The organism is Porticoccus sp., from assembly GCF_965660005.1.
Classification (GTDB): Bacteria; Pseudomonadota; Gammaproteobacteria; order Pseudomonadales; family Porticoccaceae; genus Porticoccus.
Genome location: NZ_CBFHYF010000002.1, coordinates 64324 through 89561 on the forward strand (window position 1 = coordinate 64324; position 25238 = coordinate 89561).

Annotated in this window: 22 protein-coding genes and 1 pseudogene; 12 read left to right on the forward strand and 11 right to left on the reverse strand. The window is 56.2% G+C overall.

All coding sequences use genetic code 11. The features are described 5' to 3' along the window. From ACTF5G_RS01040 to ACTF5G_RS01065, 6 genes are all read right to left on the reverse strand, one after another. A partial coding sequence (locus ACTF5G_RS01040; protein ID WP_438950960.1) for an MJ0042-type zinc finger domain-containing protein occupies positions 1-293 on the reverse strand: 293 nt, incomplete at its 3' end. 112 nt (positions 294-405) lie between these two features. Beyond that, on the reverse strand, positions 406-1284 hold the full coding sequence (gene prmA, locus ACTF5G_RS01045; RefSeq protein ID WP_438950961.1) for a 50S ribosomal protein L11 methyltransferase: 879 nt from the start codon (positions 1282-1284) through the stop codon (positions 406-408). 88 nt (positions 1285-1372) lie between these two features. After that, complete coding sequence (gene accC / locus ACTF5G_RS01050; protein ID WP_438950962.1) at positions 1373-2713, reverse strand: acetyl-CoA carboxylase biotin carboxylase subunit; 1341 nt, start codon at positions 2711-2713, stop codon at positions 1373-1375. 25 nt (positions 2714-2738) lie between these two features. Then, positions 2739-3197, reverse strand: coding sequence for an acetyl-CoA carboxylase biotin carboxyl carrier protein (accB, locus tag ACTF5G_RS01055; RefSeq protein ID WP_438950963.1), 459 nt, complete (start codon positions 3195-3197; stop codon positions 2739-2741). Positions 3198-3230: 33 nt separating this feature from the next. Beyond that, positions 3231-3671, reverse strand: a complete 441-nt coding sequence (gene aroQ / locus ACTF5G_RS01060) for a type II 3-dehydroquinate dehydratase (RefSeq protein ID WP_438950964.1) — start codon at positions 3669-3671, stop codon at positions 3231-3233. A 272-nt stretch (positions 3672-3943) separates the two neighbouring features. Beyond that, complete coding sequence (locus tag ACTF5G_RS01065; RefSeq protein WP_438950965.1) at positions 3944-5671, reverse strand: protein-disulfide reductase DsbD family protein; 1728 nt, start codon at positions 5669-5671, stop codon at positions 3944-3946. Between the two features lie 300 nt (positions 5672-5971). Between ACTF5G_RS01065 and ACTF5G_RS01070 the strand changes: the two genes are divergently transcribed. The 3 genes and pseudogenes from ACTF5G_RS01070 to ACTF5G_RS01080 all read left to right on the forward strand — a co-directional run bounded on the left by ACTF5G_RS01070 (position 5972) and on the right by ACTF5G_RS01080 (position 10033). Then, entirely contained in the window at positions 5972-6418 is a 447-nt protein-coding gene (locus ACTF5G_RS01070; RefSeq protein ID WP_438950966.1) for a copper chaperone PCu(A)C, read from the forward strand. Then, positions 6415-7471 (forward strand): annotated as a pseudogene (locus ACTF5G_RS01075) (DUF2333 family protein). The gene ACTF5G_RS01070 and the pseudogene ACTF5G_RS01075 overlap by 4 nt, the downstream one beginning before the upstream one ends. A 54-nt stretch (positions 7472-7525) precedes the next feature. Further along, positions 7526-10033, forward strand: a complete 2508-nt coding sequence (locus ACTF5G_RS01080; protein ID WP_438950967.1) for an EAL domain-containing protein — start codon at positions 7526-7528, stop codon at positions 10031-10033. Between the two features lies 1 nt (position 10034). Here ACTF5G_RS01080 and ACTF5G_RS01085 read toward each other — a convergent pair whose 3' ends face one another. Then, entirely contained in the window at positions 10035-11057 is a 1023-nt protein-coding gene (locus ACTF5G_RS01085; protein ID WP_438950968.1) for an adenosine kinase, read from the reverse strand. 112 nt (positions 11058-11169) lie between these two features. On the opposite strand from ACTF5G_RS01085, the gene mrcB reads away from it, so the two are divergent. The 4 genes from mrcB (at position 11170) to ACTF5G_RS01105 (ending at position 16710) form a co-directional block, all read left to right on the forward strand. Further along, on the forward strand, positions 11170-13488 hold the full coding sequence (gene mrcB / locus ACTF5G_RS01090; RefSeq protein ID WP_438950969.1) for a penicillin-binding protein 1B: 2319 nt from the start codon (positions 11170-11172) through the stop codon (positions 13486-13488). Further along, positions 13482-13970 (forward strand): tetratricopeptide repeat protein, encoded by a 489-nt coding sequence (locus tag ACTF5G_RS01095; RefSeq protein WP_438950970.1) that lies wholly within the window; start codon positions 13482-13484, stop codon positions 13968-13970. Before mrcB ends, ACTF5G_RS01095 begins: the two co-directional genes overlap by 7 nt. 156 nt (positions 13971-14126) lie before the next feature. Continuing rightward, on the forward strand, positions 14127-16334 hold the full coding sequence (locus ACTF5G_RS01100; RefSeq protein ID WP_438950971.1) for a DUF1631 family protein: 2208 nt from the start codon (positions 14127-14129) through the stop codon (positions 16332-16334). Next, on the forward strand, positions 16324-16710 hold the full coding sequence (locus ACTF5G_RS01105; RefSeq protein ID WP_438950972.1) for a PilZ domain-containing protein: 387 nt from the start codon (positions 16324-16326) through the stop codon (positions 16708-16710). The genes ACTF5G_RS01100 and ACTF5G_RS01105 overlap by 11 nt, the downstream gene beginning before the upstream one ends. Here ACTF5G_RS01105 and ACTF5G_RS01110 read toward each other — a convergent pair. Genes ACTF5G_RS01110 through ACTF5G_RS01120 form a run of 3 tightly spaced genes read right to left on the reverse strand, consistent with a single transcriptional unit; the run spans position 16704 to position 19186 of the window. Next, positions 16704-17759, reverse strand: a complete 1056-nt coding sequence (locus ACTF5G_RS01110) for a methyltransferase (protein ID WP_438950973.1) — start codon at positions 17757-17759, stop codon at positions 16704-16706. The two genes, ACTF5G_RS01105 and ACTF5G_RS01110, sit on opposite strands and share 7 nt — an antisense overlap. Next, positions 17752-18468: a pseudouridine synthase gene (locus tag ACTF5G_RS01115; RefSeq protein WP_438950974.1), complete on the reverse strand. Its 717-nt coding sequence runs from the start codon at positions 18466-18468 to the stop codon at positions 17752-17754. Before ACTF5G_RS01115 ends, ACTF5G_RS01110 begins: the two co-directional genes overlap by 8 nt. 52 nt (positions 18469-18520) lie before the next feature. Continuing rightward, on the reverse strand, positions 18521-19186 hold the full coding sequence (locus tag ACTF5G_RS01120; protein WP_438950975.1) for an HAD family hydrolase: 666 nt from the start codon (positions 19184-19186) through the stop codon (positions 18521-18523). 132 nt (positions 19187-19318) lie between these two features. Between ACTF5G_RS01120 and ACTF5G_RS01125 the strand changes: the two genes are divergently transcribed. Both ACTF5G_RS01125 and ptsP read left to right on the forward strand, forming a co-directional pair. Further along, positions 19319-19807, forward strand: a complete 489-nt coding sequence (locus tag ACTF5G_RS01125; RefSeq protein ID WP_438950976.1) for an RNA pyrophosphohydrolase — start codon at positions 19319-19321, stop codon at positions 19805-19807. Beyond that, positions 19808-22087, forward strand: a complete 2280-nt coding sequence (gene ptsP, locus ACTF5G_RS01130; RefSeq protein WP_438950977.1) for a phosphoenolpyruvate--protein phosphotransferase — start codon at positions 19808-19810, stop codon at positions 22085-22087. A gap of 20 nt (positions 22088-22107) precedes the next feature. Here the strand turns inward: ptsP and ACTF5G_RS01135 are convergent, their stop codons facing one another. After that, entirely contained in the window at positions 22108-22866 is a 759-nt protein-coding gene (locus ACTF5G_RS01135; RefSeq protein WP_438950978.1) for an NRDE family protein, read from the reverse strand. Between the two features lie 80 nt (positions 22867-22946). On the opposite strand from ACTF5G_RS01135, the gene lgt reads away from it, so the two are divergent. From lgt to ACTF5G_RS01150, 3 genes are read left to right on the forward strand one after another with little or no spacing between them, the layout of a single operon-like run. Beyond that, positions 22947-23750, forward strand: a complete 804-nt coding sequence (lgt, locus tag ACTF5G_RS01140; protein WP_438950979.1) for a prolipoprotein diacylglyceryl transferase — start codon at positions 22947-22949, stop codon at positions 23748-23750. Positions 23751-23774: 24 nt separating this feature from the next. Continuing rightward, a complete protein-coding gene (thyA, locus tag ACTF5G_RS01145; protein ID WP_438950980.1) occupies positions 23775-24680 on the forward strand; it encodes a thymidylate synthase in 906 nt (301 codons plus the stop codon). Positions 24681-24684: 4 nt separating this feature from the next. Beyond that, the gene (locus ACTF5G_RS01150) at positions 24685-25197 is read left to right on the forward strand and encodes a dihydrofolate reductase (RefSeq protein WP_438950981.1); all 513 of its coding nucleotides are present in this window, start codon (positions 24685-24687) and stop codon (positions 25195-25197) included. The last annotated feature ends 41 nt before the right edge of the window (positions 25198-25238 follow it).

Below are 25238 nucleotides of genomic sequence, written 5' to 3' on the forward strand. Positions count from 1 at the left end.
TCCTGCTCCTGCTCCTGCTCCTGCTCCTGCTCCTGCTCCTGCTCCTGCTCCTGCTCCTGCTCCTGCTCCTGCTCCTGCCCTATAGGGTTGATGGTATCGCTTTGAGCGGAGGGTGTTGTGTGGTGGCTGCCCTCTGTCTCAGGTTGAAGTGTTGCGTCGACGAGATTTTCTCTTGCATCAAAGACCATCAGGCAGGCGCCGCACCGAACCAGCCCGTTGGCCGCCTGAAGATGAGCAGGCATCGCCCGAAAGGAAAGTGAACAGCCGGGGCAGCGGGTGATGATTTCGTTCATGGTTGATTGCCGGGACATCGCATGAGTCAGATTAGGGCCTGTCAACACTAATTGACCTCCAGCAGCAATGAGTCAGATTAGTGTTAGCAGGCCGCTAGTTTAGCGGTATGGCTCAGCGCTTGATAGCGGTTAGCCTGACCCATTGTTCCCGGCTGACAGGGGGTCTGAAATCAAACCAGGGGGCATAGGCTGACATGACCTCGCCAGCCTGGGACTCAATGATGCCCGACAGGCAGAGCGTCCCCCCGGGCAGAGTGAGGGCGCTCAATGTCGGCGCCAGTGCGACGAGCGGTCCCGCCAGAATATTGGCGATGACCAGATCAGTGGCAATTTGCGGGGCCTGTTCCGGCAGATAGGTCAATACCTTTTCGGGCGCCAGTCCATTGCGCTGGGCGTTGTCTGTGGTCGCCAGAAGTGCCTGATGGTCGATATCAATACAGTTGGCCGAGTCTGCGCCGAGCAGCAGGGCAGCAATGGCCAGAATGCCGGAGCCGCATCCGTAATCAGTGACAGTTTTTCCCGTTAGCTCAATGCCGTCGAGCCATTGCAGGCAGAGAAAGGTGGTCGGGTGTGTGCCGGTGCCAAATGCGAGTCCAGGGTCCAGCAACAGATTGATCGACGACGGTTCAGGTGGAGCAAGCCAGCTGGGACAAATCCACAGGCGGTTACCGCAGCGGATGGGTTGGTAGTGCTGCATCCATTCCCGCTCCCAGTCGCGATCCTCCAGCGGTGCCCAGCGGTAATCAGGCAGGTGGTCGCCCAACTGTGCTGCCAACTGGAGGATTACCTGTTCAGTTGAGACCTCGGCATCGAACAGGCCGGTAACCCGGGTTTGCTGCCAGAGAGGGGTTTCCCCCAGGGCGGGTTCCAGAATGGGTTGGTCGGCATTATCCTCGAAAGTGACCGAGGAGGCACCGCTGTTCAGCAGGGCATCTTCAATGGCTTCGGCAGATTGGTGCGAGCCGTTAATGATCAATTGTAGCCAGGGCATAGGACCTCTGTTGAACAAAAAGCCCCGGTATACGGGGCTTGGTTAAAATTGTTTGTTGGCTGCGGGCTCAGAGTATCCGAGAGTTTGTCTAAAGGTTGAGCTTTTTTTCCAGATAGTGAATGTTCACACCACCCTTGCGGAAGTTGGCATCGCAGACCAGATCCCGCTGCAGGGTAATGTTGGTTTTGATCCCTTCGATATGCAGCTCGTCGAGGGCATTGGCCATGCGCGACAGGGCCGCTTCCCGGGTCTGACCGTAGGTAATGATTTTGCCGACCAGTGAGTCGTAATAGGGGGGAACGGTGTATCCGGCGTAGATATGGGAATCGACGCGCACGCCGTTGCCACCGGGGGCATGGTAAGCGGTAATCCTGCCGGGACTTGGCATGAAGGTTTTGGGGTCTTCGGCGTTGATACGGCATTCAAAGGAGTGACCGCGAAAAATGATATCGCTCTGGCGGAGGCTGAGCTTTTCGCCGCTGGCGATCAACAGCTGCTGCTTGACAATATCGACGCCGGTAATCATTTCGGTGACCGGATGCTCCACCTGAACCCGGGTGTTCATCTCGATAAAGAAGAACTGCCCGTTCTCGTAGAGAAACTCGAACGTGCCTGCCCCCCGGTAGCCAATTTTTACGCAGGCGTTGACGCAGGCTTCCAGTACTTGCTGGCGCGCATCTTCGGGAATGCCCGGTGCCGGGGCTTCTTCAAGCACTTTCTGGTGGCGTCGTTGCAGGGAACAGTCGCGATCGCCGAGGTGAATGGCATTGCCCTGACCATCGGAGAGCACCTGTACTTCCACGTGCCGGGGATTTTCGAGGAATTTTTCCATGTAAACCGTTTCATCGCCGAAGGCAGACTTTGCCTCTGATCGGGTCACCTGAATGGCCTTCAGCAGTTCGCTCTCTTCGCGAACCACGCGCATACCGCGACCACCGCCACCCGCTGCCGCTTTGATGATCACCGGATAGCCCACCTCTAGGCCAACAGCGCGGCTGCGATCTTCATCATCGGTGAGGGGGCCATTGGATCCTGGCACAGTGGGTACCCCCGCCTTGCGCATGGCATCAATGGCCGCGACCTTGTCGCCCATCATGCGGATTACGCCAGCCGTGGGGCCGATAAAGATAAAGCCGCTTTTTTCAACCTGTTCGGCAAAGTCGGCATTTTCAGCCAGGAAGCCGTAGCCGGGGTGAACCGCATCGGCGTTGGTGATCTCCATGGCGCTGATGATGGCTGGAACGTTCAAATAGCTCTGGCTGGAGGGGTTGGGTCCGATGCAGACCGTTTCGTCGGCCAGCAGCACGTGTTTCAGGTTGACGTCAGCCTTCGAATGGGCGGCCACGGTTTTAATACCGAGCTCCTTGCAAGCGCGCAGAATGCGCAGTGCAATTTCGCCCCGGTTGGCAATAAGCACTTTCTTCAGCATTGCTGATGCTCCTGTGGGCTGCGGCTCAAACAATCATGACCAGGGGTTGGTCGAATTCAACGGGCTCACCGTCTTCCACCAGAATGGCACTGACAATGCCGGCTTTGTCCGCTTCGATCTGGTTCATCATTTTCATGGCCTCGACAATGCAGAGCACTTCGCCGGCTTTGACCTGCTGGCCCACCTCGATAAAGGCCGCCGAGCCCGGCGAGGGGGAGCGATAAAACGTGCCGACCATGGGTGATTTGACGGCGTGGCCAGCGGGTTCGGCAGGTATTTCCGGCTCAGTAGTGGCTGGTGCCACACTTGTCTGGGCAGGTTGTTGGTGTGTCTGCATCTGAGCTGGCATCATCATAGGCATCGACATTGCGCTCGGGCTGTTCCGGCTGATCCGGACAGACTCTTCGCCTTCCTTGATTTCGATTTCGCCGATGTCGGATTCTTCGAGCAGTTCAATCAGCTTTTTGATTTTTCTAATATCCATCTGCGGTTGCTCCAAATGGTGTGGAAGTGTGAGTCAGGTATCCAGTTGTTTCAGTGCGGCTTGCAGTGCCAGGCCGTAGCCCTGGCCACCCAGTCCGCAAATAACGCCTCTGGCGATGTCCGAGAAGAAGGATTGGTGTCGGAAGGCTTCACGGGCATGCACATTGGAGAGGTGAACTTCTATAAAGGGGATATCAACCGCCAGCAGCGCATCGCGCAGGGCGATACTGGAATGGGTCAATGCTGCGGGGTTGATAATAATAAAATTCACGCCTTCCCGGCTGGCCGCATGCACCCGTTCTACCAGCTCGTATTCAGCATTGCTCTGCAGTGTCAGCAGGTGGTGTCCCTGCGCTGCAGCCTGATCGGTCAGACGCCGATTGATATCCTGCAGGGTTTCGCTACCGTAAAGCGTTGGCTCGCGAGTGCCGAGGAGATTCAGGTTGGGGCCGTGTAATACCAGTATGGTGGCCATAATGTCCCCGCCGGTGGGATGTCATCAGAGAATTAACGAAGCCAGCGCTGTGGCACTGGTCAATGGGTGGAAGTCTGCAACAAAAATGAAAAGCTGTCCAATTTTTTATATTTTGCGGATTTTAGCTTCTGTTTGACACATGTTTAACGAAAATAACTGTTTTATCAGTATCGATGCCAGATCGATCGGGCCGTTTTAAGCCGGTTTTCCGGTAGTTGGCTGAGGATGGCGGCAAATTCTTGCGATATTCTGTAACTTCTGTGAAATAAGGCTTATTTTGGTGCCAACTGTGGCGATATGGCAGATATGACGATATTTTCTGTCAGTAGTTGGGGCAAAATCACAGGCTGGCGGTGTCCTTTTCGGTAAAACAGGTAAAGCGGCACGCCAGATCGCTGATGGAGGTTGAGTAGTCGGGTGATCTCCGGGTTGTAGTTGGTCCAGTCACCCTTGAGGTAGGTGATTTGCTGCTCGGTAAAGGCCGACGTAATGCGCGATGAACTCAGCGCCATTTTTTCATTGGCGAGACAGGTGATACACCAGTCGGCCGTGAGGTTGACGAAAACGGCGTCACCCCGATCAAGCAGCTGCTGTTGCCTCGTTTCGGTGTAGGGTTCCCAATGGGTGAGCTGTACGCCGCTGCCCCGATAAGTCTGCCAGGGGATAATCAGAGCGATAATGACGGCGGTAACCGCCACCAGTCTGGTGAATGGCGTTTTGCGCAGTTTGATCAGCCAGAGGGCAAACAGGATCAGGATGATGCCGGTGACCATCGCGATCACCGTGTCGCTTCCCGCCTGTCGGCCCAGTACCCAGAGCAGCCAGGCGGCACTCAGGTAAAGCGGGAAGGCGAGGACCTCCCTGAAGGTTTCCATCCAGGGGCCGGGGCGGGGAAGCCGGGTGCCCAGCCATGGCCAGCAGGACAGCAAGAGCAGTGGCAGGGCCATGCCCAGGCCCAGAAACAGAAATACCGACAATGCGGTCCAGACGGGTTGCACCAGCGCAAAACCCAGCGCAGTGCCCATGAAAGGTGCCGTACAGGGGCTGGCCACGACGGTGGCCAGCAGGCCGGTCATGAAAGAGGATCGCAGGCTGTGGCCTCTGGTGGTGGAATGGCCGACATTCATCAGGCCTGTACCTAGCGTGAGCAGCCCGGAAAAGCCCAAGCCCATCAGGATGAACAGGTAGGCCAGCAATCCGACAAATACGGGCGATTGCAGTTGGAAGCCCCAGCCCACCGCTTCGCCTGTTCGCCGCAACACAATGAGAAGCAGGGCGATAGCCATGAAACTCAGCACCACCCCCAGTGTATACGCCAGACCGTGCAGGTGCCTGCCATGGGAGCTGAGTTGATGGCTGGTAAGGCTCAGGGCCTTGATCGAGAGTACCGGAAAAACACAGGGCATCAGATTGAGAATGATGCCGCCCAGCAGAGCAAACAGCAGGATGGGGTAAAGGCTTGTCGATGGCTTGGTCGTCGCGGGCTGTTGAGCCGCCGGGGCTGGCGCTTGGGATTCGGTGACGGCTATGGCCCCTGTGTCCGGATCAATACTGATTTTCTGGGTTCGGGGCGGATAGCAGAGTCCGGCGTCCGCGCAACCCTGGGATTCGACGAACAGCGTTTGATAAGCAGCAGGATCCAGTGGCAGGTCAAAGGTGATCTGTTCGTAGTAAACAGTCAGCTCTCTTTCGTAGTACTCGTCATAAATCTGCTTCCCTGCAGGAAAAACTGGTTTTAATTCAATCGGTTGCTGATTCGAATCAAATAACTGAAAGCGATGCTGGTAGAGGTAATAGCCTGGAGCGATCTGCCAGTCCAGTGTGAGTTGCCCGGCATTCAGGGATACTTCCAGCTGATAGGCATCTTCGACGGGTAAAAAAGTGGCATCGGTGCCAAGCAGGTTTGCCGAGGATGACGAGGGGAACACCTGTGCTGCGCTGAACGCGCAGGTTGTGAGTAGCAGCAAAAATGTCAGGGTGCGGGTGAGTCGTTGATGCATCAGGCTTCTCTGTAGTATTGCGGGCGTTTTTTGCGGCCTGTGAACACGGATTGAATCAACACCTTTGTGACGGAAACGCCCCCGTTGTTTTTGGCCGACTATAGCGGCGGGGTGTCATCCCCTCCTTACAGGCCGGGTTCATATGTGACTCTGGGACGGGTGGCCGTCAGTGTGGACAGAATATGAGACAGGTCTTGCCCCGATCAGTTCGTATTGTACGGAGCAGATGTGATTGAGGCGAGTCATTTGCCGGTGCGAATGGCGGTGTTATAGTCGTCAACCTTAGCGGGAGAGAAAGCCTTGTCATTTTTGAAGCGTTATCTTGTGATTTTTCCAATATTGTTCACGGTCCAGGCGAACGCCGTGGAGTTGGTGGTTAGCGAGGCCTATATCCGTGGATTGCCCTCCGGGCAGACGGTTACCGCGGCTTTTATGACGATTTACAACGGTTATGGTCATGACTGCCGCCTGTTGGGTGTCGCATCGCCGATCGCCAGTCGTGCCGAACTTCACCAGCACCGCCATCGGGATGGCGTCATGTCCATGCGGCGGGTTCCGGAACTGACTATTCCGGCCGGTGGCCAGGTGGACCTGAGACCCGGGGGTTACCATCTGATGCTGTTTGGCCTACAGGCAAAGTTGCTGGATGGTGAGGAGTATCCCGTCAGTCTGTTATTTGAAGCCTGCCCCGATGTTGAGCTAAGCGTTCCTGTGCGCGATGTATTACGAGAAGGTATTAGCCGATGAACATTGCCGAAAAAATCAAAGCATGGCGCAAGGGTGTTACCGACGATGTTAGCGAGTATCGCGCTGAAGCCTCTGCCGAAAAAGGTTTTCTCTGGTGGCGCTCGGTGTTATTGATGGTCGGCCTGTACCTGCTGGTGGTTTTTTTGCTCGGCTGGTACTGGACCGAGGAGCCGTCACTTTTTGATGTCAGTGACAATGCCGCCCAGCGTGCTGAGCAGCAGGTCTCGGGAACGACCGCTGCGGCCACTCTGATTGCCGTCATTGAAACGCTGCTGGAAAAGCGTGGCGGGTATCTGAGTAATGACATTGCCCCCCCCTGGCATCTGGCTGGATAATCTGCCGAGCTGGGAGTACGGGGTGATTATCCAGGTGCGCGACTTCAGTAAGGCCATGCGCGAGGCCTTCAGCCGGTCGCGTTCCCAGTCTACCGAAGACAGGGATCTTGCCCTGGCAGAGCCGCGCTTGAACTTCGATCATCACAGCTGGGTGTTACCTGCGACGGAGTCGGAGTACCGGGCCGGAGTCCGTTATCTCGAGAGCTATCTCGAACGCTTGGCTGACGATGATGCCGGTGCGAAGTTCTACCCGCGTGCCGACAGTCTGCGCTATTGGCTGGGGACCGTTGAAACCCGTCTGGGAAGCCTCTCGCAAAGGCTCAGTGCGAGTGTTGGCCAGCGGCGCATCAATATGGACCAGGTGGAAGTGGACAGTCAGGCCGCCCTCGGGCAGACCGGTGACGTTAATGTCAAAACGCCCTGGCTGGAGATAGATGATGTCTTTTATGAGGCCAGAGGGACTACCTGGGCACTGGTGCATTTGCTCAAGGCGATTGAGGTGGAGTTCGATGAAGTGCTGCGCAAAAAAAATGCCAGGGTGGGTTTGCAGCAGATTATTCGGGAGCTGGAGTCGAGTCAGGAGGCTATCTTCAGTCCTATGGTGCTGAACGGTGGTGGGTTTGGTCTGGTGGCCAATCACTCGCTGGTGATGGCATCCTATGTCAGTCGGGCAAATGCCTCGATTATTGACCTGAGAGATCTGCTTGATCAGGGGTAATCAGGCTTTGTTGCGGGCGACAGCCTCAGGAATGCCGGTGAGGGCCTGTGACCCATGAGTATTGATATTCAGTCAGATTTCAGGCCCGATGCCCTGTCTGATCACGGTCTGGAGAATCGGTTGCTCAACACTCAGACCGTGGGGGTGTTGCTGCTGGATAGTCGTCTGGTGATCCGCTACTGGAATCAATGGCTGGGAGAGTGGACCGGTATGCCGCCGGAAAACGTTGCCCGGCGGGCCTTTGATTCGCTGTTCCCGGCACTGGTTGGCAGCCCGTTTGCCCAAGCGATAGATGAGGCTCTCTTCCAGGGTGTCAGTACCCACTGGAGTCAGCGTGCAAATCCGGATTTTCTGGATTTCACCGAATCAGCGATGGCGGGCAGTCGTCGTGAATTGCCTCTGCATCGAGTGAGTTTTACACCGCTGGAATTGCCCGATTTTGGCCACTGCTGTCTGGTCCAGATCGATGAAGCGCCTTTTGATGCAACGCCGGATAAACCCGCGATCAAAAAAGAGCCCGAGCGGCCAGTAGCCGGCAGCCACCGGTTCCCTGCGTATCTGGATACCGATCAGATACCCCTGCTGATGCTGGACAGTCATCACCTTATTATGGATGGCAATGAAGCGCTGGAAACACTGTTTGGTTACAGTGCTGAGCAGCTGAAAAACAGGCCGTTGCGAGTATTACTTCCTACCATCAATATTGAGCTTGCCGACAACATCAAGGTCGCACTTGAGCGTGCGGGGGGCAGTGAAAAGCAGTTGACTATGGAAGGGGCTACCGCAGATGGGGAAAACCTGGCGCTCAGGGTAAGTTGTTTTCCATCCGTCACCCACCGGGACTGTCATGTGTTGTTGTTTCAGGATATGACGCTTCAATCTGCCAATCTCGAGGCCCTGTTTCATCAGCGCAAGTTGATCAATGCGGTGTTCAGTCAGGTTGTGGATGGTATTTTATTGACTGACCGGCATGGGCTTGTGGAGCACCTCAATCCGATTGGTATGGAGCTGCTGGGCATCAATGATCCTCAACCCAACCGTTATATTGATGATCTGATGACATTACTCAGTGAGTCCGGCGATCCGGTGGAGTCCCCGTGTCGATCGGCCCTGACCCGTGGCAAGGCGGTCTCTGTGGTGGATAACACGATGCTTTCGGTGCCGGGCCAGCAACCTTTTCCCGTGGTAGCCAGCGCGACGCCACTGCGCAATCGGCTCAATCAGATCACCGGCACCGTGTTGGTGTTTCGCTCGGTGAGTGAAGCACGTCGGGTGTCAACCCGCCTTACCTGGCAGGCGACCCATGATCCACTGACCCAGCTGGCCAACCGCCGGCACCTGGAGAATGAGATCCTCAAGTCGATTGATGCGGCGCACTCCGATGACAGTACACACACCCTGCTGTACATTGATCTTTATAATTTCTCCGTCATTAACGATACCTGCGGTCACAACGCTGGCGATGAACTGCTCTGTCAGTTTGCCCGGTTGCTTGAGAAGCATGCTGAAAGCAGGGATGTGGTGGCCAGGATCGGTAACGACGAATTTGCACTGTTGCTGAATGATCGCACGGTTGAAGAGAGTCGCGAGGTGGCCGAGCAGCTGCTCTGGCAGATCAAGGAGTTCAGTTTCCCCTGGGAGGAGCGGCGTCTGAAGATAGGTGCCAGCATTGGCGCCAAGGTGATTGACCGCAATACGGTTTCTGAAATTGATGTACTGGTGGCGGCGGGTATATCCTGTGCCACTGCCAAGGAAGCCGGTCGCAATCGCATCAACTTCCAGTATCGCAGTGTCGAAGTGGCAGAACGCCACAGTCTCGCTCAATGGATCCCCGTGATTACCGAAGCGCTGGAAGAGGATCGCTTCGTCCTTTACTGTCAGCCGATTGTGCCGGTTGCCAGCCAGGACAATGCCACGGTCCGACATTACGAAGTGCTGGTGCGCATGGTCGATCGCGAGGGCGCCATCATCCTGCCCGGAAAGTTTATTCCCGCTGCCGAACATTACGGTCTGGTGGAAGATATCGACCGCTGGGTGCTGAACAATATATTTGCCTATCTGGAAAAAAGCACCAGGCCCGAGCAGCGCTTTGCCGTGAATCTCTCTGGCAACACCATCAGTGACGAGGGTCTCAAGGATTACATTATTGGCAAGTTTGATGCCACGGGCGTGAGCCCTTCCCAGCTACAGTTTGAAGTCACTGAAACCGCTGCCATCAGGCATTTTGACCGCGCCATGGATCTGATCCACGCGCTCAGGGATCTGGGTTGTTATTTCTCGCTGGATGATTTTGGCAGCGGCCTGTCTTCATTGGGTTATCTCAAGGAGTTGCCGGTCGATTACCTGAAAATTGACGGCAGTTTCATCCGCACCATGGAGTTGAATGAGGTGGATTATTCCATGGTCAGCACCATCAATCACCTGGGACATATCATGGGTATTGCGACGATTGCCGAATGTGTGGAAAACAATACCCAGTTATCGATGCTTCAGGAAATTGGCGTGGATTACGCCCAGGGCTTTCTGATCGCCCGCCCCCAGCCGTTGGCCAGGTTATCCTGATTCAGCCGTTACGCCCGGCATGGCGGTTGTCGAGTGTGCTGAGCAGGTGCGGGTATTGCTGGTGGTCGAGTCGGGGACCATATTGGCTGACCACGCTGGCCGACGCCATGCTGGCGAGATGACCGGCCACCTCATGACTGTGACCCTGTGTGACGGCATAGAGAAACGCGCCGGCGAACATGTCGCCGGCTCCATTGGTATCCACGGCTGTCACGGGGTGTGCCGGGATGCGGATCAGTGCGCTGCCATCGTAAACCAGAGCGCCCTCCGCGCCGAGAGTAATCACAAAGGTTCTGGCGGTCGCCTGCAGCCTTTTGGCGGCTTCCTCCACCGTTTCCGAGTCTGTCCAGCCCAAGGCTTCGGCGCTATTGCAAAACAGTAAATCGACTTGATCGCCAATCATTTCCTGCAGTCCGTCTCTGAAAAATGCCACCATCCCGGGATCCGAGAGACTCAGGGCTGTTTTGACGCCCTGCTGTTCGGCAATTTCCCTGGCGAGGATAGCCGCAGCGCGGCCGGTTTCCGAGGTGACCAGATAACCCTCGATGTAAAGGTATTCCGACTGCGCGATCGCATCGTGATTCAACTCGGTTTTGGACAGGGTTTCGCTGATACCGAGATAGGTGTTCATGGAGCGTTCGGCATCCGGTGTGATCAGCACCAGGCATTTGCCGGTAATACCGCTCGGCAACTCACCGTTGCTGTGGACGTCCACGCCGGCATTGCCCAGATCATCGAGATAAAAGCGTCCGTTGTCGTCGTCGGCCACTTTGCAGGAGTAGAATGTCTTGCCACCAAAACAACTGACCGCAATGATGGTATTGGCAGCTGAGCCGCCGCCCGCCTTGCGACAGGCTGTCAGGTGATCGGAGAGATGGTCCATCAGTTCAGATTGGCGCTGCTCATCGACCAGGGTCATGAGCCCCTTGTCGATGCTGAGTTGCTGAAGGTCGTTATCGGTGACTTCTATCTCGGTATCCACCAGCGCGGCACCGATACCATAGACGTGATATTTTTTTTTCATAAGTTTGGCATTGAGGAAATCAACGGGGCAGTTATTATGCCCCGCTGGCATCAGGAGTAAAGGTCGCGGGTAAGGGCGATGGTGGTGGTTCGGTGATTTGCGGGAGAATCTGTTGGCCAGAACGCGAAAGAAAAGCAGCAAACGGTTGAGCAAGGCGCGCCCTGGCCGCCGCTGGTTATCAGGTCTGTTGATATTACTGATCCTGATTGTGGCGGTGTCACTGCTGGTGCTCGATGCCATGGTGTACCAGAAGTTTTCCGGGAAAAAATGGTCTCTTGCCTCCCATGTCTACAGTCGGGCACTGGAATTGTATCCCGGCGAATCACTCACCCGGGAAGATTTGCAGTGGGAATTGGAGAAGCTGGGCTACCAACGGGTCAGTGCTGCGAAAACGCCGGGGCAGTACAGCGTCGCAGCGCAACGGGTCGAGTTGTTTTCCCGGGGTTTTGAGTTCTGGGATGGCCGGGAAACCGCCCGTTTGATGCGCTTGAGCTTTGCCGACCAGAAAATTCGTGGGCTGACCGACGCCGCTGGCAATCCCATCGATCTGGCCCGGCTCGAGCCGATGGTGATGGGTGGGATTTATCCTGCCCACAAGGAGGATCGGGAGCTGGTCAAGCTCAGCCAGTTGCCGTCCTCGCTGGCCAATGCACTGCTGGCCGTGGAGGATCAGGACTTTTACGACCATTACGGTGTTTCCTTTCGGGGCATCGCCCGCGCCATGCTGGCGAATCTGAAACAGGGCCGTGTGGCCCAGGGCGGCAGCACCTTGACCCAGCAGCTGGTGAAGAATTTCTACCTGAGCCATGACCGCACCCTGTCGCGCAAGCTGATGGAAGTGGTCATGGCGGTATTGCTGGAAATACATTTCAGCAAGGACGAAATTCTCGAAACCTACGTCAATGAAGTCTATCTGGGGCAGTCGGGTGATCGTGCAGTGCACGGCTTTGGCCTGGCCAGCCGGCACTATTTCCAGCGGTCAATCACGGACCTGGATGTGCACCAGGTGGCGCTGCTGGTGGGCATGGTCAAAGGGGCCTCCTACTACAATCCATGGCGTCAGCCGGAGCGGGCGATGGCCCGACGCAATCTGGTGCTGGAGATGATGGCTGAGCAGGGCCTGCTGGGTGCCGAACAGTCCCGCCTTGCGCAACAGCAGCCACTGGATGTGATGGCGCAGTCCGATGGGGGTGGGCGCTGGCAGTATCCCGCGTATCTGGATCTCGTAAAACGCCAGCTGCGTCGGGATTACAAGGAGTCCGATTTGCAGACCGAGGGGCTGCGAATCTTTACTCATTTTGACCCCCAGGTACAGCACAAGCTGGAACGGCGGGTGGCCAGTCGTATCGACAATCTTGAATCCGGTTATCCTATCGAGCAGAGCAAGTTGCAGGGCGCGGCCGTGATTGTCCGGGTCGGAGCCGGCGAGGTGATCGCCGTGGCCGGAGACCGGCAGGCGGGTTATGCCGGCTTTAACCGGGCCCTGGACGCCCGCCGCCAGATCGGTTCCACAATCAAGCCGGCGGTTTATCTCAGCGCGCTGTCCCAGCCGTCTCGCTACACCATCGCGTCAATGCTTGATGACGGCGAGCTATCCGTGAAACTGCCCAATGGGGATATCTGGCAACCCAGGAACTATGAGCGAGTGAGTCACGGCCTGGTTCCCCTCTATGAGGCGTTGGCCAATTCCTATAATCAGGCTACAGCCCGCCTGGGACTGGATATTGGCGTCGATCGTGTGGTCGAGACGGTCAGACAATTGGGTTATCAGGGTTCTCTGCCGGCACTGCCATCGCTGACGCTGGGTGCTGTGCCCATGTCCCCTTTGGAGGTCTCCCAGTTCTACCACACGATTGCAGCAAATGGTTTCTACTCGCCACTGCGGGCCATTGATTCAGTATTTACCGCCGGAAATATTCCGTTGAAGCGCTACCCCTTTGAGGGAGAACAGCGTTTTGATTCGAAGCCCATGCACCTGCTGCACTATGCTTTGCAGGTCGTACTGCGCGAAGGCACAGGAAAAACCGCCTATCAGCGGTTGCCAGGGGATCTGGTGTTGGGCGGGAAAACCGGTACTACCAACGACCAGAGGGACAGCTGGTTCGCCGGCTTCAGCGGCAATTACCTGAGCGTGGTCTGGTTGGGACGGGACGACAATGGCATGATGCCATTGACCGGCGGCACAGGAGCACTGCAACTCTGGACTGACATCATGGCCTCGCTCGACAATCGTTCGATGGTCTTCAATCAGCCCGAAGGGGTCAGCTATCATTGGGTTGAGCCCGAAACGGGGCTGCTGAGCAGGGAAGGTTGTGAAGGTGCCCGGTATCTGCCTTTTATTGATGGCAGTCAGCCCACCCGTCAAAGTGCCTGTCGTCCGGGCACGATGGATGGTGTCATGGACTGGTTAAAGGATAAATTTCGATGGTAATCCATAAGAGCCTCCTGATGGGGATGCTGGTGACGGTCGCCCTGATCAGTGGCTGCGCGCCCGTTTATGCCCCCATCAGCGAGTCCGGGTCTGCAAGTCCACCGGTCTCTCCGGTGCCACCACCGCCAGAGCCCGAGTTTTCTCCCCCTGTTGCAGTCCCCGATGACGAGGATAGAAGAATTACCCCTTCCAGTCCGGTTCAGGTGGTGCCGAGCGGGGCGGTATCGAGCTTGCTGGAAGAGGCCTGGCGGCTGAATGAAGCCGGGGATTACGACCGTTCCAATGCGGTGGCCGAACGGGCGTTGCGGATTAATCATACAGAGCCGGAGGTTTATCTGGTGATGGCGTCCAACTATTTTGCCATGACTCAGTTGGGGCTGGCGGAGCAGCTGGCGAGACAGGGGTTGCCTCTTGCCGGGAAGAATCCGGGCATCAAGGCCGACCTCCAGTCACTGTTGTCCCGGATTGGCGCACTGCGTTAGCGGGATTTCCCGTGAATACCGAGACCGACTTGTTTTTCCCCTTATTTCAGAACACTATTTGCGTTATCAACCACACCGAGCGTGGCCTGCCACTCAATGAATAACCGCGGATCGACTGACAGCTTCCGAGAATCTTCTGACAGCGGGCTGGCTGCTGTGCGTGAAATCACGCTGGCATTCTCGCGCGAGGCCATCAAAACGTTTCTGCACACTGTCCACGATCGTCTGATCGACTATGCCCAGAAACCCTCTGAAGAAAAACGGGATTTTGAGTTCCTCCATGCCAGGGCGCAAATCAGCAGCCGACATAATGAAATATTGCGGACTTTCCTGCGTGAAATGGATCACCATTTTGACCAGTTCATCTCGGGCGAATTGCATGCTATACGCGCTGGCACTGGCGGCAATGCAGCGCTGACATTAATGGATCAGAATGCCCTGGAAGAGGATCTGGCGCTATCGGCGATTCGAACCCGGGCCAATGTGGATTATACCGAGCCACTGTGGGTGTTGACCCGCCGTATGACCCGGCTGGTCGGTGGCAAAAGTACGGAGCACCGGATGCCCATCTCGCCGGGATGTTTCTGCCAGGCGTTACAGCGATCCCTGGTCGCCATGGATGTCGGGTTGCCGGTAAAGCTGGTGATCTACAAATTGTTTGATCGGCTGTTTATCGCACGCTTGGCAGAGCTCTACGGGCAGTGCTCTGCAAGACTGGAAGCACTTGGGGTGCTTCCCGATCTCCGCTATCAGATCCACAAGGCAAAGGCGGGTGACTCTGCCCTATTCACCGGGGCACAGCCACAGCGGCGACATGCCAGCGTGCCATCCTCCCGGATACCGGTGCTGGAGGATGTGGTAACGATGGCATCGTTGGCGCTGCCCTCGGAGCAGCTCTCTGCCGCTGATTACCAGAATCAGCTGCTCGACAGTATTCAATTATTGCAGGATCGTCTGGTTGCCCGAGTGCCGGGTCAGCGAGTTGTTCCTGCCGGGCAGCCACTACAGTATTCGGAGCGCCAGTTGGTTGAAGCGGCGGTACAGTTGCAGCAGTTCAACCAGTTGATGGCGGCGGATATCCTGGCGACTGCCCGGGAGATAAAGCCGTTTGATATCGCGCATGCCAGAGAACAACTTGTCAGCCAGCTCCAGCAAATTACCGATTCGGAGGACGTGCCGGCGCTCGGCACAGACGATGCCCGAATCATTGATCTGGTGGGTATGCTGTTCGAGTACATCCTCAATGATGAGCTGATCCCCGACTGCGTCAAGGCGTTGCTCAGCTATCTGCATACGCCATTTCTAAAGCTGGCGTTTGCCGAGGCGGACTTCTTCCGTCGGCAGGACCATCCCGCCCGGTTGTTGTTGAATACCCTGGCTGATGCCGGTGGCAAATGGGTCAGTAACGATGGCTCCTGTGAGTTCGACATGCTTGAGCAGATCAGAAAAACGGTCCGCTCGGTACTCGACCGGCAGAATGTGGATACCAGATTGATCGCTTCGCTGTTGATGACCGTCAACAGTTTTGTGCAGAAAGTGGAGCTTCGGGTAAAGCTGCTGGAAAAGCGGGCCATGGAGCAAGCCCGGGGTGAAGACCAGTTGTATGAAGTAAAGCAGCGGGTCAATCGGGAGATTCACCAGCGAGTCGCTGAAAAAGAGATCCCATCTGCGCCACTGTTGTTCCTGTTGCAGCCCTGGACGGACTACATGGTGCTGGTATTGCTGCGTTTTGGTGATGGCAGCCAATCCTGGAGACAGAGTCTGGAGCTGATTGACGATCTGCTTTGGGGGCTCGAGCTGACGGGTGCCGAGAGTGAATGGAGGCGCTGGCGTCAGCACTATCCCTGGATGGAAACTCAGATTCAGAAAGGCTTCGACATGATTGGCTACGATGCCAATAAAGCCTTCAAGCTAAAGCGCTCCATCGATCGTATTTATCAATTGCGGGAGAAAGACCTGCAACCGGAGGCCGCGCCTGCGGAGCTTCGCAACAAGCTGGTGCAACTGGCGGGACGGCGCGCCAGTGAGCGGACCGGCAGCCGCCAGTGCACTGATCGCGAGAAAGCCGTGTTGGAAAAATTGCGATTGATAGAATTTGGCAGCTGGTTTGAATTCCGTGACGGACACCGCGAAAAAGTCGCCTGGTTCAACCCGGACTCAATGCAGTTTCTGTTTGTCGACCAAACCGGCAAGCGGACCGGTATGAAACAGGGCCATGACCTGGCGCAGGCAATCCTTGCCGGTGAGATGCATATCGTCACAGAGAACACCAAGCCGCTGGTGGAACGTACCATGGAAACCATTTTCTCAGAGCTGAACCAGCAGGTTCAATCTGCTGCCCGGAATGATCGTCATGCGGGCTGAGCAGGAGCGAAGACGCTCATCACGCTACCAGCTGAATGTCCAGGTGGATGTGGTGGATCAGGCCAGCAGAGACCTGCTCGGTGTATTGGTGGATATCCACCTGGAGGGGTTTCTGATGATGGGTGAGCTGTCTTTCCGGCCCGATCGTCTCTATCGGGTCGCGCTGATACCCCATACCCCCGCCGATCATCAGCTGGATGCCATTCCGATGGGTATTGATTGTCTCTGGACCCGGGGCATGGGTCAGCAGGACAGGGTCTGGGCGGGCTGCCAGATCATTGACCTTGCCGGGCACGCCGCTGAACAACTTGTTGAGCTGATTGAGGGTTTTGCTATCGACCACCCCGGTTCCGACACCAGCCGCACGTATTATTGACGACGAGGTGTTGATTTGGTCAACAGAACCAGCTTGAAGCTGCGGTTCTCATCCAGTTTTTGCACGTCAAAGTCCGTCTCCGCAAAACGTTCCAGTGGCACGAACCGGTTCACCACAAACAGCGCATGTCCGCCGCTGCGAAGCAGACGGTGGCAGCTGCTGACAAACCGTCTGGTCAGCGCATGGTCGGTGCTGAAGCCCTGATGAAAAGGCGGGTTGCAAATCACCGCGTCGAAGTACTGAGTCAGGCTGTCTCCGCAGTTTGAAGCGACGACGGTGCCTTTAATGCGTTGCTCCATAAAATTTCTCTGGCACGAGGCGACGGCAGCGGCATTGTTGTCGGTGGCCGTGATCTCGGCATCGATCAGCTCTGCCGCCATGGCAGAGAGGTAGCCGTAGCCACAGCCGAGATCAAGGATACTGGTTGGCAGCGGATCAAACCGTCGAAAAAAATTCTTCAGGTGAGTGGCCAGATAGGCACTGCCCTGATCTACTTTGTTCCAGCCGAACTGCCCGGGTTTGCTGAACAATCGTTTGTCCCGCCATGGAACGCAGGGCCGGAGCAGCCCATATTGCTGGTCATCCAGAGCCGGTTCAGTGGATGTCAGGTGCCGGATTCGTACACGATAAGTGGTCGTCAGTTTTTCGGGACGTGCCCGGTCGCCGAAATAGTGTCCGGCTTTTTCCGCATAGGTCTTGATACCATCACTTTTCGCCCCCGCCATGATCAGCGGGCCGCCGGGAGGGAGCAGACGGCGTGCCTGGTTGATGACGTGATGGACAATCGGTTTCTCCTTGGACACCCGATAGAGCACCTGGTTGAAGCTGCCATCCGCGAGATGATTGAAATCAAAATCGCTGAACTCACTGTCAATACCCTGTGCACGGCTGCTTTCGAACAGGTCATAGCGATTGGTAATCAGCAGAATGTTGCGATTTTGCAATCCGTCCAGTGGTGCATCGTGCAGGTTCTCGTCAGTCACCAACAATTGTCGGCCCACTGCTTGCCGGAGCGGATCGAGCAATAATTGAAAGGCGGGATCAGTCAAGGGCGTTCACGCTCGCTATTTCGGCTTTTGTCAGTGCCCGGTATTCGCCGGGGTCAAGGTCGGCATCCAGTGCAATACCTCCTATGCGGAGTCGGTGCAGGCCGATAACGTTATTGCCAAGTGAGGCGAACATACGCTTGACCTGGTGATATTTGCCCTCGCCGATCGTGAGCAGGGCCTCGGTGTTGTCGATCAATTCCAGTGTGGCCGGTAGACAGCGGCGTTTTTCACCCGCGAGCCATAGTCCATGGGCGAATTTTCCGATAATGCCTGAATCAAGGGGTTCGGCAACCACAACCCGGTAAGTTTTCAGACACTGGCTGCGGGGTGAAGTGACTCGGTGATTCCACTGGCCGTCATCGGTGATCAGTAGCAGGCCGGTGGTATCGATATCAAGCCGGCCGGCGATTTGTAGTTGGTCGGGCCGTGGTTCATCCAGCAAATCCAGTGCGGTAGGGTGTTTGCTGTCCCTGGTGGCGGAGACCACTCCAGCAGGTTTGTGCAGCATGAAATATCGCGCCATCGGCCTGCCGACAGGGTGCTCGTCCACAGAAACTACCGCGTTATCCCCGATGGTCAATCCCGGGTCGTGGGCAGTGGTACCTTCAACTTTCACCCTGCCGGACCTGACCAAGAGCTTGACCTGAGAGCGACTGAAGTCGGTGGCATTGCTGATGAATTTGTCTAATCGCAAGTGTGTGGTACCCATGGACGAGTTCTTTGCAAGTGTGCTGGATGGGGGCTGCCCAGGCAATGATCAGTCAGTCAAGTCGACCCCTGAGGCTGATGATTTCCCAGCCACGTTCTTCGGCGATCCGGCGCAGGGCATCGCAGGGATCGACGGCAACGGGCCGATCAACAATCTGCAGCAGCGGCAGGTCGTTGATCGAGTCACTATAGAAGCAGCTGCCTGTCAGGTTGTTGCCAGTCTCTGTCAACCAGGCTTTGAGGCGAACCACCTTGCCCTCTTTGTAGCTGGGCACGCCGGATACCCGTCCGGTAAAGTATCCATTCCGTTGTTCCAGCTCAGTGGCGATCAGCTCGGTTACCCCGAGCTTCCGGCAGATAGGTTCCACTACGAAGCGGTTGGTCGAGGTAATCACCATGACAAGGTCGCCCTGCTCGCGGTGTTTCTGCAACAACAACTCGGCTTTCGGCAGCCACATCGGCGCAATCACCTCTTCCATGAATTGGGCGTGCAGTCGCGTCAGCTCCACAGGTGACAGTTTTGCCAATGGTTGCAGGGCAAAGGCAAGGTAACGGTTCATATCCAGAGCCCCGTTCAGGTAGTCCCGATAGAACTCGTCATTCATGCGCCTGTAATACGCGCTGTCTACGATCTGGTGGTTCACGAGGAACTCGCCCCAGCCGTGATCGCTGTCACCTCCGATAAGGGTATTGTCCAGGTCAAAAAGTGCAAGTGCCATGGGTTTTCCGAGAATGATTCGTCAAAAAAGGCGGCTTAGCTTACCCATAGATAGGGCTGTCCTCAACCAACTATTTCATGTAACTTCGTGAATTGGCATTATCATTAAAGTAACAGGGTAGGGGTTGGTTCGGTGGTCGATCGAGAAGGGTTTCGCCCCAATGTCGGCATCATGATTTCAGATGGTGCAGGCAAGTTGTTATGGGCCAGGCGTATTGGTCAGGATGCCTGGCAGTTTCCGCAGGGCGGCATTAATCCCGGGGAAAAACCTGAACATGCCATGTATCGTGAACTGTATGAGGAGATAGGTCTGGAGTCCGGCGATGTGGAATTGCTCGCCTGTACTCGTGGTTGGTTGCGTTACCGGTTGCCCAAGGCGATGCAGCGCAGGAACAGCAGGCCGCTGTGCATCGGCCAGAAGCAGAAATGGTTCATGCTCAAGCTGCTGGCCCAGGAGGATCGGATCAGGCTGGATCTCAGCGGCAAGCCGGAGTTTGATCATTGGCAGTGGGTGAGCTATTGGTATCCGGTCAATCAGGTTATCGAGTTCAAGCAAGAGGTGTATCGCCGGGCATTGAAGGAGTTGGCACCCATGCAGTGTGAACTGGAGCGTCAAAGCTAGATGCTGGAATCACTCAGGAACATTGTTCAGCAGGTTAACGCCGCCAAGGATTTTGGCGAGGTGTTGCGGTTGATTGTTCAACTCGTAAAAGAGGTGATGGATACCGGCATGTGTTCGGTCTATCTCTACAGCCCGAGTACCAATAGCTATGTATTGATGGCCACTGACGGTCTCAACCCCGATTCGGTAGGCAAAATCCACCTCTCCAGTCGGGAGGGGCTGGTGGGGTTGGTGGCATCCCGGGCCGAACCGATCAATCTCGAAGAAGCCGATGCCCACCCCAATTTTGCCTTTTTCCCCGAAACGGGAGAAGAGCGTTTCCGTTCTTTTCTCGGTGCCCCCATCATTCACCACCGGAAAGTACTCGGCGTATTGGTGGTACAGCAGCAGGATCGTCGTCGCTTTGATGAGAGTGAAGAATCCTTTCTGGTGACAGTCTCTGCGCAACTGGCGGGCGTGATTGCTCATGCGGATGCTACCGGCGAGCTGGATCAACTGCTCAATCCCCAGCAGGCGATTATTCACGAACGGATTTATCCCGGTGTGGCCAGTGCGCCCGGTGTGGCCATTGGTACAGTGGTGGTGATCTCCTCCCCTGCCGATCTGAAAGCCGTGCCGATGCGAAAAGTGCAGGACACCGATGCCGAGCTGGCGTTGTTTCGTCATGCCATGGAGCAGACAAAAAAGGATATTCGCGCTCTCGATGAGACGATGGTGGGCAAGCTCAGTGATGAGGAGCGCGCCCTATTTGATGTCTATGTCAGAATGTTGGACGACCACTCCATGGGTGGAGAGGTGCTCGGCCTGATCAAGGAAGGCTTTTGTGCTCAGAGCGCCTGGTCACAGGTGGTATTGGGGCATATTCGTCTGTTCAAAAGCATGCAGGATGCCTATCTGCGTGAGCGCGCCTCTGATGTGGAAGATCTCGGGCGCAGGGTGCTCGCCTATCTTCAGCAATCCGAGGTCAAGCGCACCGAGTTTCCCGAGCGAATGGTAATGGTTGGTGAGGAGTTGTCAGCGGCCTCCTTTGCCGATGTGCCGTTGGAAAATGTGGCGGCGATTGTGTCTGTGAAAGGGTCCCGCAACTCCCATATGGCGATTCTTGGTCGTGCTATCGGGATTCCCACGGTCATGGGTGTGATGGACTTGCCCTGGGGATGGCTGGACGGTGAAGAGGTGATTGTGGATGGCCACACGGGTCAGGTAATTGTCTCGCCCCGCGACGAACTGCGGCAGGCCTATACTCAGCAAATCCATGAGGAGAAACTGCTCGAAGCCGATCTGGAAAAGCTGACGGACAAACCCTGTGTGACGGCGGATGGCCACCACATATCCCTTTGGGTGAATACCGGGCTGCGGCTTGACTCCATGCTGTCGCTCGATCGGGGTGCCGAAGGGGTTGGCCTGTACCGCACCGAAATTCCGTTCCTGATGCTGGATCGCTTCCCGTCGGAGGAAGAACAGCGCAAGGCGTACCGGGAGCATCTGGAAATGTTTGCCCCTCGTACCGTCACCATGCGGACGCTGGATATTGGTGGCGACAAGGACCTGCCCTACTTCCCCATTGAAGAGGCGAACCCCTTCCTCGGTTGGCGCGGTATTCGCATTTGTCTCGACCACCCGGAGATTTTTTTGGTACAGCTGCGTGCGATGATGCGTGCCAGCGAAGGGCTGAACAATCTCAGTATCCTGCTGCCGATGATTTCCAATGTCCCGGAGCTGGAGAGTGCACTGCAGCTGATTTACCAGGTTTACGATGAGCTGACCGAGGAAGAGGGCTACCAGATCGAAATGCCCAATGTCGGCGCGATGATCGAGGTGCCCGCTGCGGTCTACCAGATCAGGGAGCTCGCGCGGCGGGTGGATTTCCTTTCGGTGGGCACCAATGATCTTACGCAGTATCTGTTGGCGGTGGATCGCAACAATCCGAGGGTGGCGGATCTCTACCACGCCTGTCATCCCAGTGTGTTGCGAGCCTTGCTTGCCATATCCGAGGGCGCGAGGGGTGAGAACACGCCCGTCAGTGTCTGTGGTGAGATGGCTGGTGATCCGATTGGTGCGGTGCTGTTGATGGCGTTGGGTTTTCGGGTGTTGTCGATGAGCGCCACCAACCTGCTCAAAGTCAAGGCGATACTCCGCCAGGTGAGCCTTGAGGAAGCAATGAAATTGCTGGAGGAGGTCATGCTGATGCCGGACGCCAATTCAGTCTGGCGGCACATGGAAAAAGCACTGAAAAAGCCTGAGGTCGCCGCTCTGTTTCGTGGCACTGCGCTGCATTGAGAGGCAGCCCCAATTGAATTTCAGCGATGGCCATCCAGGTTGAAGGACAAGCGCTGTGCTGGTCGGCCGCCCGGTTGATAATTCTGCTCCACCACTTGCATCGCCCCGAAACGATTTCCCAGGAACACACTTGTGCAACGGGTGCCGTAATCCTGGCCACAGACAAACGGCGGTGACAGCATTCTCTCCATTGCCATGCCAACTCCGGTATTCGGCAAGACTTCATCGGCGAAAGGTACCTGCCGTTGCAGGCAGGCGGCCAGAGAGGAAAAATCGGGCGTCCGCTGCCTTTGCAGCAGTTGTGTCAACGCAGCTTTGGCATGTTGTGCCTTGGGCCAGGGACTATCCAGCAGGTGATTGGACAGCGAGTAAATTCCTGGCGGCAAAATTCTTATGGCGCTATGTCGATTTGAGCAATACACCAGCGTTTCATTATCGCCGATCAGCAGATTGAAGCCATTGTAGTCCCCTCCCTTGCGGATAACCTGCCCGGCGTAGTCGATAGCCGGCGAGCCACCTTCTAAAAACTCCCGGGTGAGATCACCGCGGGACCGAGGGGCCGGGGTTTCCCGACCCTCCCGGTAGTTGGTGACGCCAGCCCAGCGGCCGTTGCGGTTTACTCCCAGCCATGTACCTCCGCCCTGCAAGTCTCGACCCGCGAGAATATCGGGGTTTTCTGCCCAGAAATGCATCGGCATCGAGGGCCGCCGATAGTATTCATCGCGGTTGGCGATGACGATCAGCGGGAACTCGGGATGGGTTTGCCAAGCCAGTACCATCAAACACATACCGACATTGTACCCCACCCGGTGACAGGCTATGATCCCCCCAGATTCCCCGCTGTAGAAGAACTGATAGCATGCTGAGCTACCCCCAGATTGATCCCGTTGCCTTTGCTTTGGGACCATTGACGGTCCACTGGTACGGCCTGATGTACCTGGTGGGATTTATGGCTGCGTGGCTGCTGGCACTGCGCCAGAGTGAAAGGCCGTGGTCTCCGGTGCGCCGCAAGCAGGTCGAAGATCTGGTGGTGTATGGTGCGTTTGGCGTGATCCTCGGCGGCCGCCTCGGTTATGTGATGTTTTACAATCTCGATAAATGGTTGTCGGATCCTCTTTGGTTGTTCCGGGTCTGGGAGGGCGGGATGTCTTTCCATGGCGGTCTTTTGGGGGTGCTGATTGCCCTCTGGCTGTTCAGTCGCCGGACTAGCCAATCTTTTCTGGCGATTGGCGATTTTGTCACCCTCATGGTGCCAATAGGTTTGGGGTTAGGCCGGATCGGCAATTTTATTGGCCAGGAACTGTGGGGTCGTGCAACCAGCTCCTGGATTGGCATGGTGTTTCCCAATGACCCGGAGCAGTTGCCAAGGCACCCCTCCCAGCTTTACCAGGCATTTCTGGAGGGGCTGGTGCTGTTCCTGATACTGCTGGTGTTTGCCCGGAAGCCCCGTCCCGTCGGCATGGTGGGCGGATTGTTTCTGACCCTCTACGGCAGCTTTCGATTTGCGGTTGAGTTTTTTCGGCAGCCCGATGGCCATATCGGCTTTGACCTTTTCGACTGGATGACGCGCGGGCAGTTGCTCAGCCTGCCGATGATTGCTGTGGGAGTTGGCCTGATGCTCTGGAGTTGGCTGCGGTCGGGTAACATCGATACCGTCCGTTAGTTTAGTGGAGAAAGGGAAACATACATGAAGCAATACCTCGACCTGATGCGCCATATCCGGGACAGTGGTGTTCGTAAGGAAGACCGCACTGGTACCGGTACTCTCAGCGTATTCGGTTACCAGATGCGCTTCGGTCTGGCCGAGGGTTTTCCGCTGGTCACCACCAAGAAAGTCCACCTTAAATCGATCATTCACGAGCTGTTATGGTTTATCCGTGGCGATACCAATATCCGCTATCTGGTGCAACACGGTGTCAATATCTGGAACGACTGGCCGTTCCAGAGCTGGCTCAACCAGACCGGTCGGGCCGAAGACTATCCCATGTATAGCGCAGCGTGGCGCGAACAGATGAAATGGTTCGTGGCCCAGATCAGGGATGATGAGGCCTTTGCCGCTCAATACGGTGATCTGGGCCCGGTGTATGGCCAGCAATGGCGCAACTTTGAGGGCATTGACCAGTTGGCCCAGGTGATTGAGGATATCCGCAACAACCCGGATTCCCGCCGTCTGATCGTCTCTGCCTGGAACCCCAAGGATATTCCGGTGATGGTCAAGTCCGGCCTGCCCCCCTGCCACAGCCTGTTTCAGTTTTATGTCACCGGGGGGCGGTTATCCTGTCAGCTGTACCAGCGCAGTGCCGATGTGTTCCTCGGGGTACCGTTTAATATCGCCTCCTATGCCCTTTTGACGCTGATGGTGGCTCAGGTCACCGGTCTTGAACCGGGTGATTTCGTGCATACCTTTGGCGATGCACACCTCTATGCCAATCACGAGCAGCAGGTCGAGGAGCAGTTGGGGCGAGTGCCTTTCCCGCTGCCGCACATGGCCATTAACCCTTCTGTCACTGATCTGTTCGATTTTCGCTTTGAGGATTTCGAGCTGAAAAACTACCGGTCACACGCCCCGATTTCGGCGCCGGTTGCAGTGTAACCCTATGGTTTGTCTGACACTTTCCCTGATTGTCGCAATGGATCGCAATCGCGTCATTGGTAAAAACAATACACTGCCCTGGCGATTGCCGGATGATCTGAAGTATTTCAAGTCGGTCACCATGGGTAAACCGATTCTGATGGGTCGAAAAACGTTCGAATCCATTGGTCGGCCATTGCCGGGCAGGCTGAATATTGTGATCAGCCGTGACCCCTGCTGGCAACACGCCGATGTTGTTTCGGCCACATCGCTGGCTGACGCCATAGCACTGGCCGCTGTCGACCCCGGGGCAGTGGCCGCCGGTGAGGTAATGGTGATCGGTGGGGAGCAGGTCTATCGCTGCGCCATTGATCTGGCAGACCGGCTATATATTACCCGGGTCGATACCGTGGTGGAGGGTGACGCGTTCTTTCCTGCCTTCGATGAGACGCGGTGGTGTGAGGTGGCGAGAAAGCAGCCAGAGAATCGGGCGGATATCCCCTACTATTTTCAGGTACTCGAGCGCCGCAGACGCTAAAACCCTTTCCGGCCCGCAATATTTGCTTATTCAGCAATTCG

Excerpts from the sequence above, each read along its gene's own strand:
- ACTF5G_RS01120 (WP_438950975.1), bottom strand. The coding sequence starts at position 19,186 with ATGGCACTTGCACTTTTTGACCTGGACAATACCCTTATCGGAGGTGAC.
- lgt (WP_438950979.1), top strand. The coding sequence starts at position 22,947 with ATGCTGAGCTACCCCCAGATTGATCCCGTTGCCTTTGCTTTGGGACCA.
- ACTF5G_RS01065 (WP_438950965.1), bottom strand. The coding sequence starts at position 5,671 with ATGCATCAACGACTCACCCGCACCCTGACATTTTTGCTGCTACTCACA.
- ACTF5G_RS01105 (WP_438950972.1), top strand. The coding sequence starts at position 16,324 with ATGCGGGCTGAGCAGGAGCGAAGACGCTCATCACGCTACCAGCTGAAT.
- thyA (WP_438950980.1), top strand. The coding sequence starts at position 23,775 with ATGAAGCAATACCTCGACCTGATGCGCCATATCCGGGACAGTGGTGTT.
- prmA (WP_438950961.1), bottom strand. The coding sequence starts at position 1,284 with ATGCCCTGGCTACAATTGATCATTAACGGCTCGCACCAATCTGCCGAA.
- ACTF5G_RS01095 (WP_438950970.1), top strand. The coding sequence starts at position 13,482 with ATGGTAATCCATAAGAGCCTCCTGATGGGGATGCTGGTGACGGTCGCC.
- ACTF5G_RS01135 (WP_438950978.1), bottom strand. The coding sequence starts at position 22,866 with ATGGTACTGGCTTGGCAAACCCATCCCGAGTTCCCGCTGATCGTCATC.
- accB (WP_438950963.1), bottom strand. The coding sequence starts at position 3,197 with ATGGATATTAGAAAAATCAAAAAGCTGATTGAACTGCTCGAAGAATCC.
- accC (WP_438950962.1), bottom strand. The coding sequence starts at position 2,713 with ATGCTGAAGAAAGTGCTTATTGCCAACCGGGGCGAAATTGCACTGCGC.
- ptsP (WP_438950977.1), top strand. The coding sequence starts at position 19,808 with ATGCTGGAATCACTCAGGAACATTGTTCAGCAGGTTAACGCCGCCAAG.
- ACTF5G_RS01115 (WP_438950974.1), bottom strand. The coding sequence starts at position 18,468 with ATGGGTACCACACACTTGCGATTAGACAAATTCATCAGCAATGCCACC.
- ACTF5G_RS01085 (WP_438950968.1), bottom strand. The coding sequence starts at position 11,057 with ATGAAAAAAAAATATCACGTCTATGGTATCGGTGCCGCGCTGGTGGAT.
- ACTF5G_RS01150 (WP_438950981.1), top strand. The coding sequence starts at position 24,685 with ATGGTTTGTCTGACACTTTCCCTGATTGTCGCAATGGATCGCAATCGC.
- ACTF5G_RS01080 (WP_438950967.1), top strand. The coding sequence starts at position 7,526 with ATGAGTATTGATATTCAGTCAGATTTCAGGCCCGATGCCCTGTCTGAT.
- aroQ (WP_438950964.1), bottom strand. The coding sequence starts at position 3,671 with ATGGCCACCATACTGGTATTACACGGCCCCAACCTGAATCTCCTCGGC.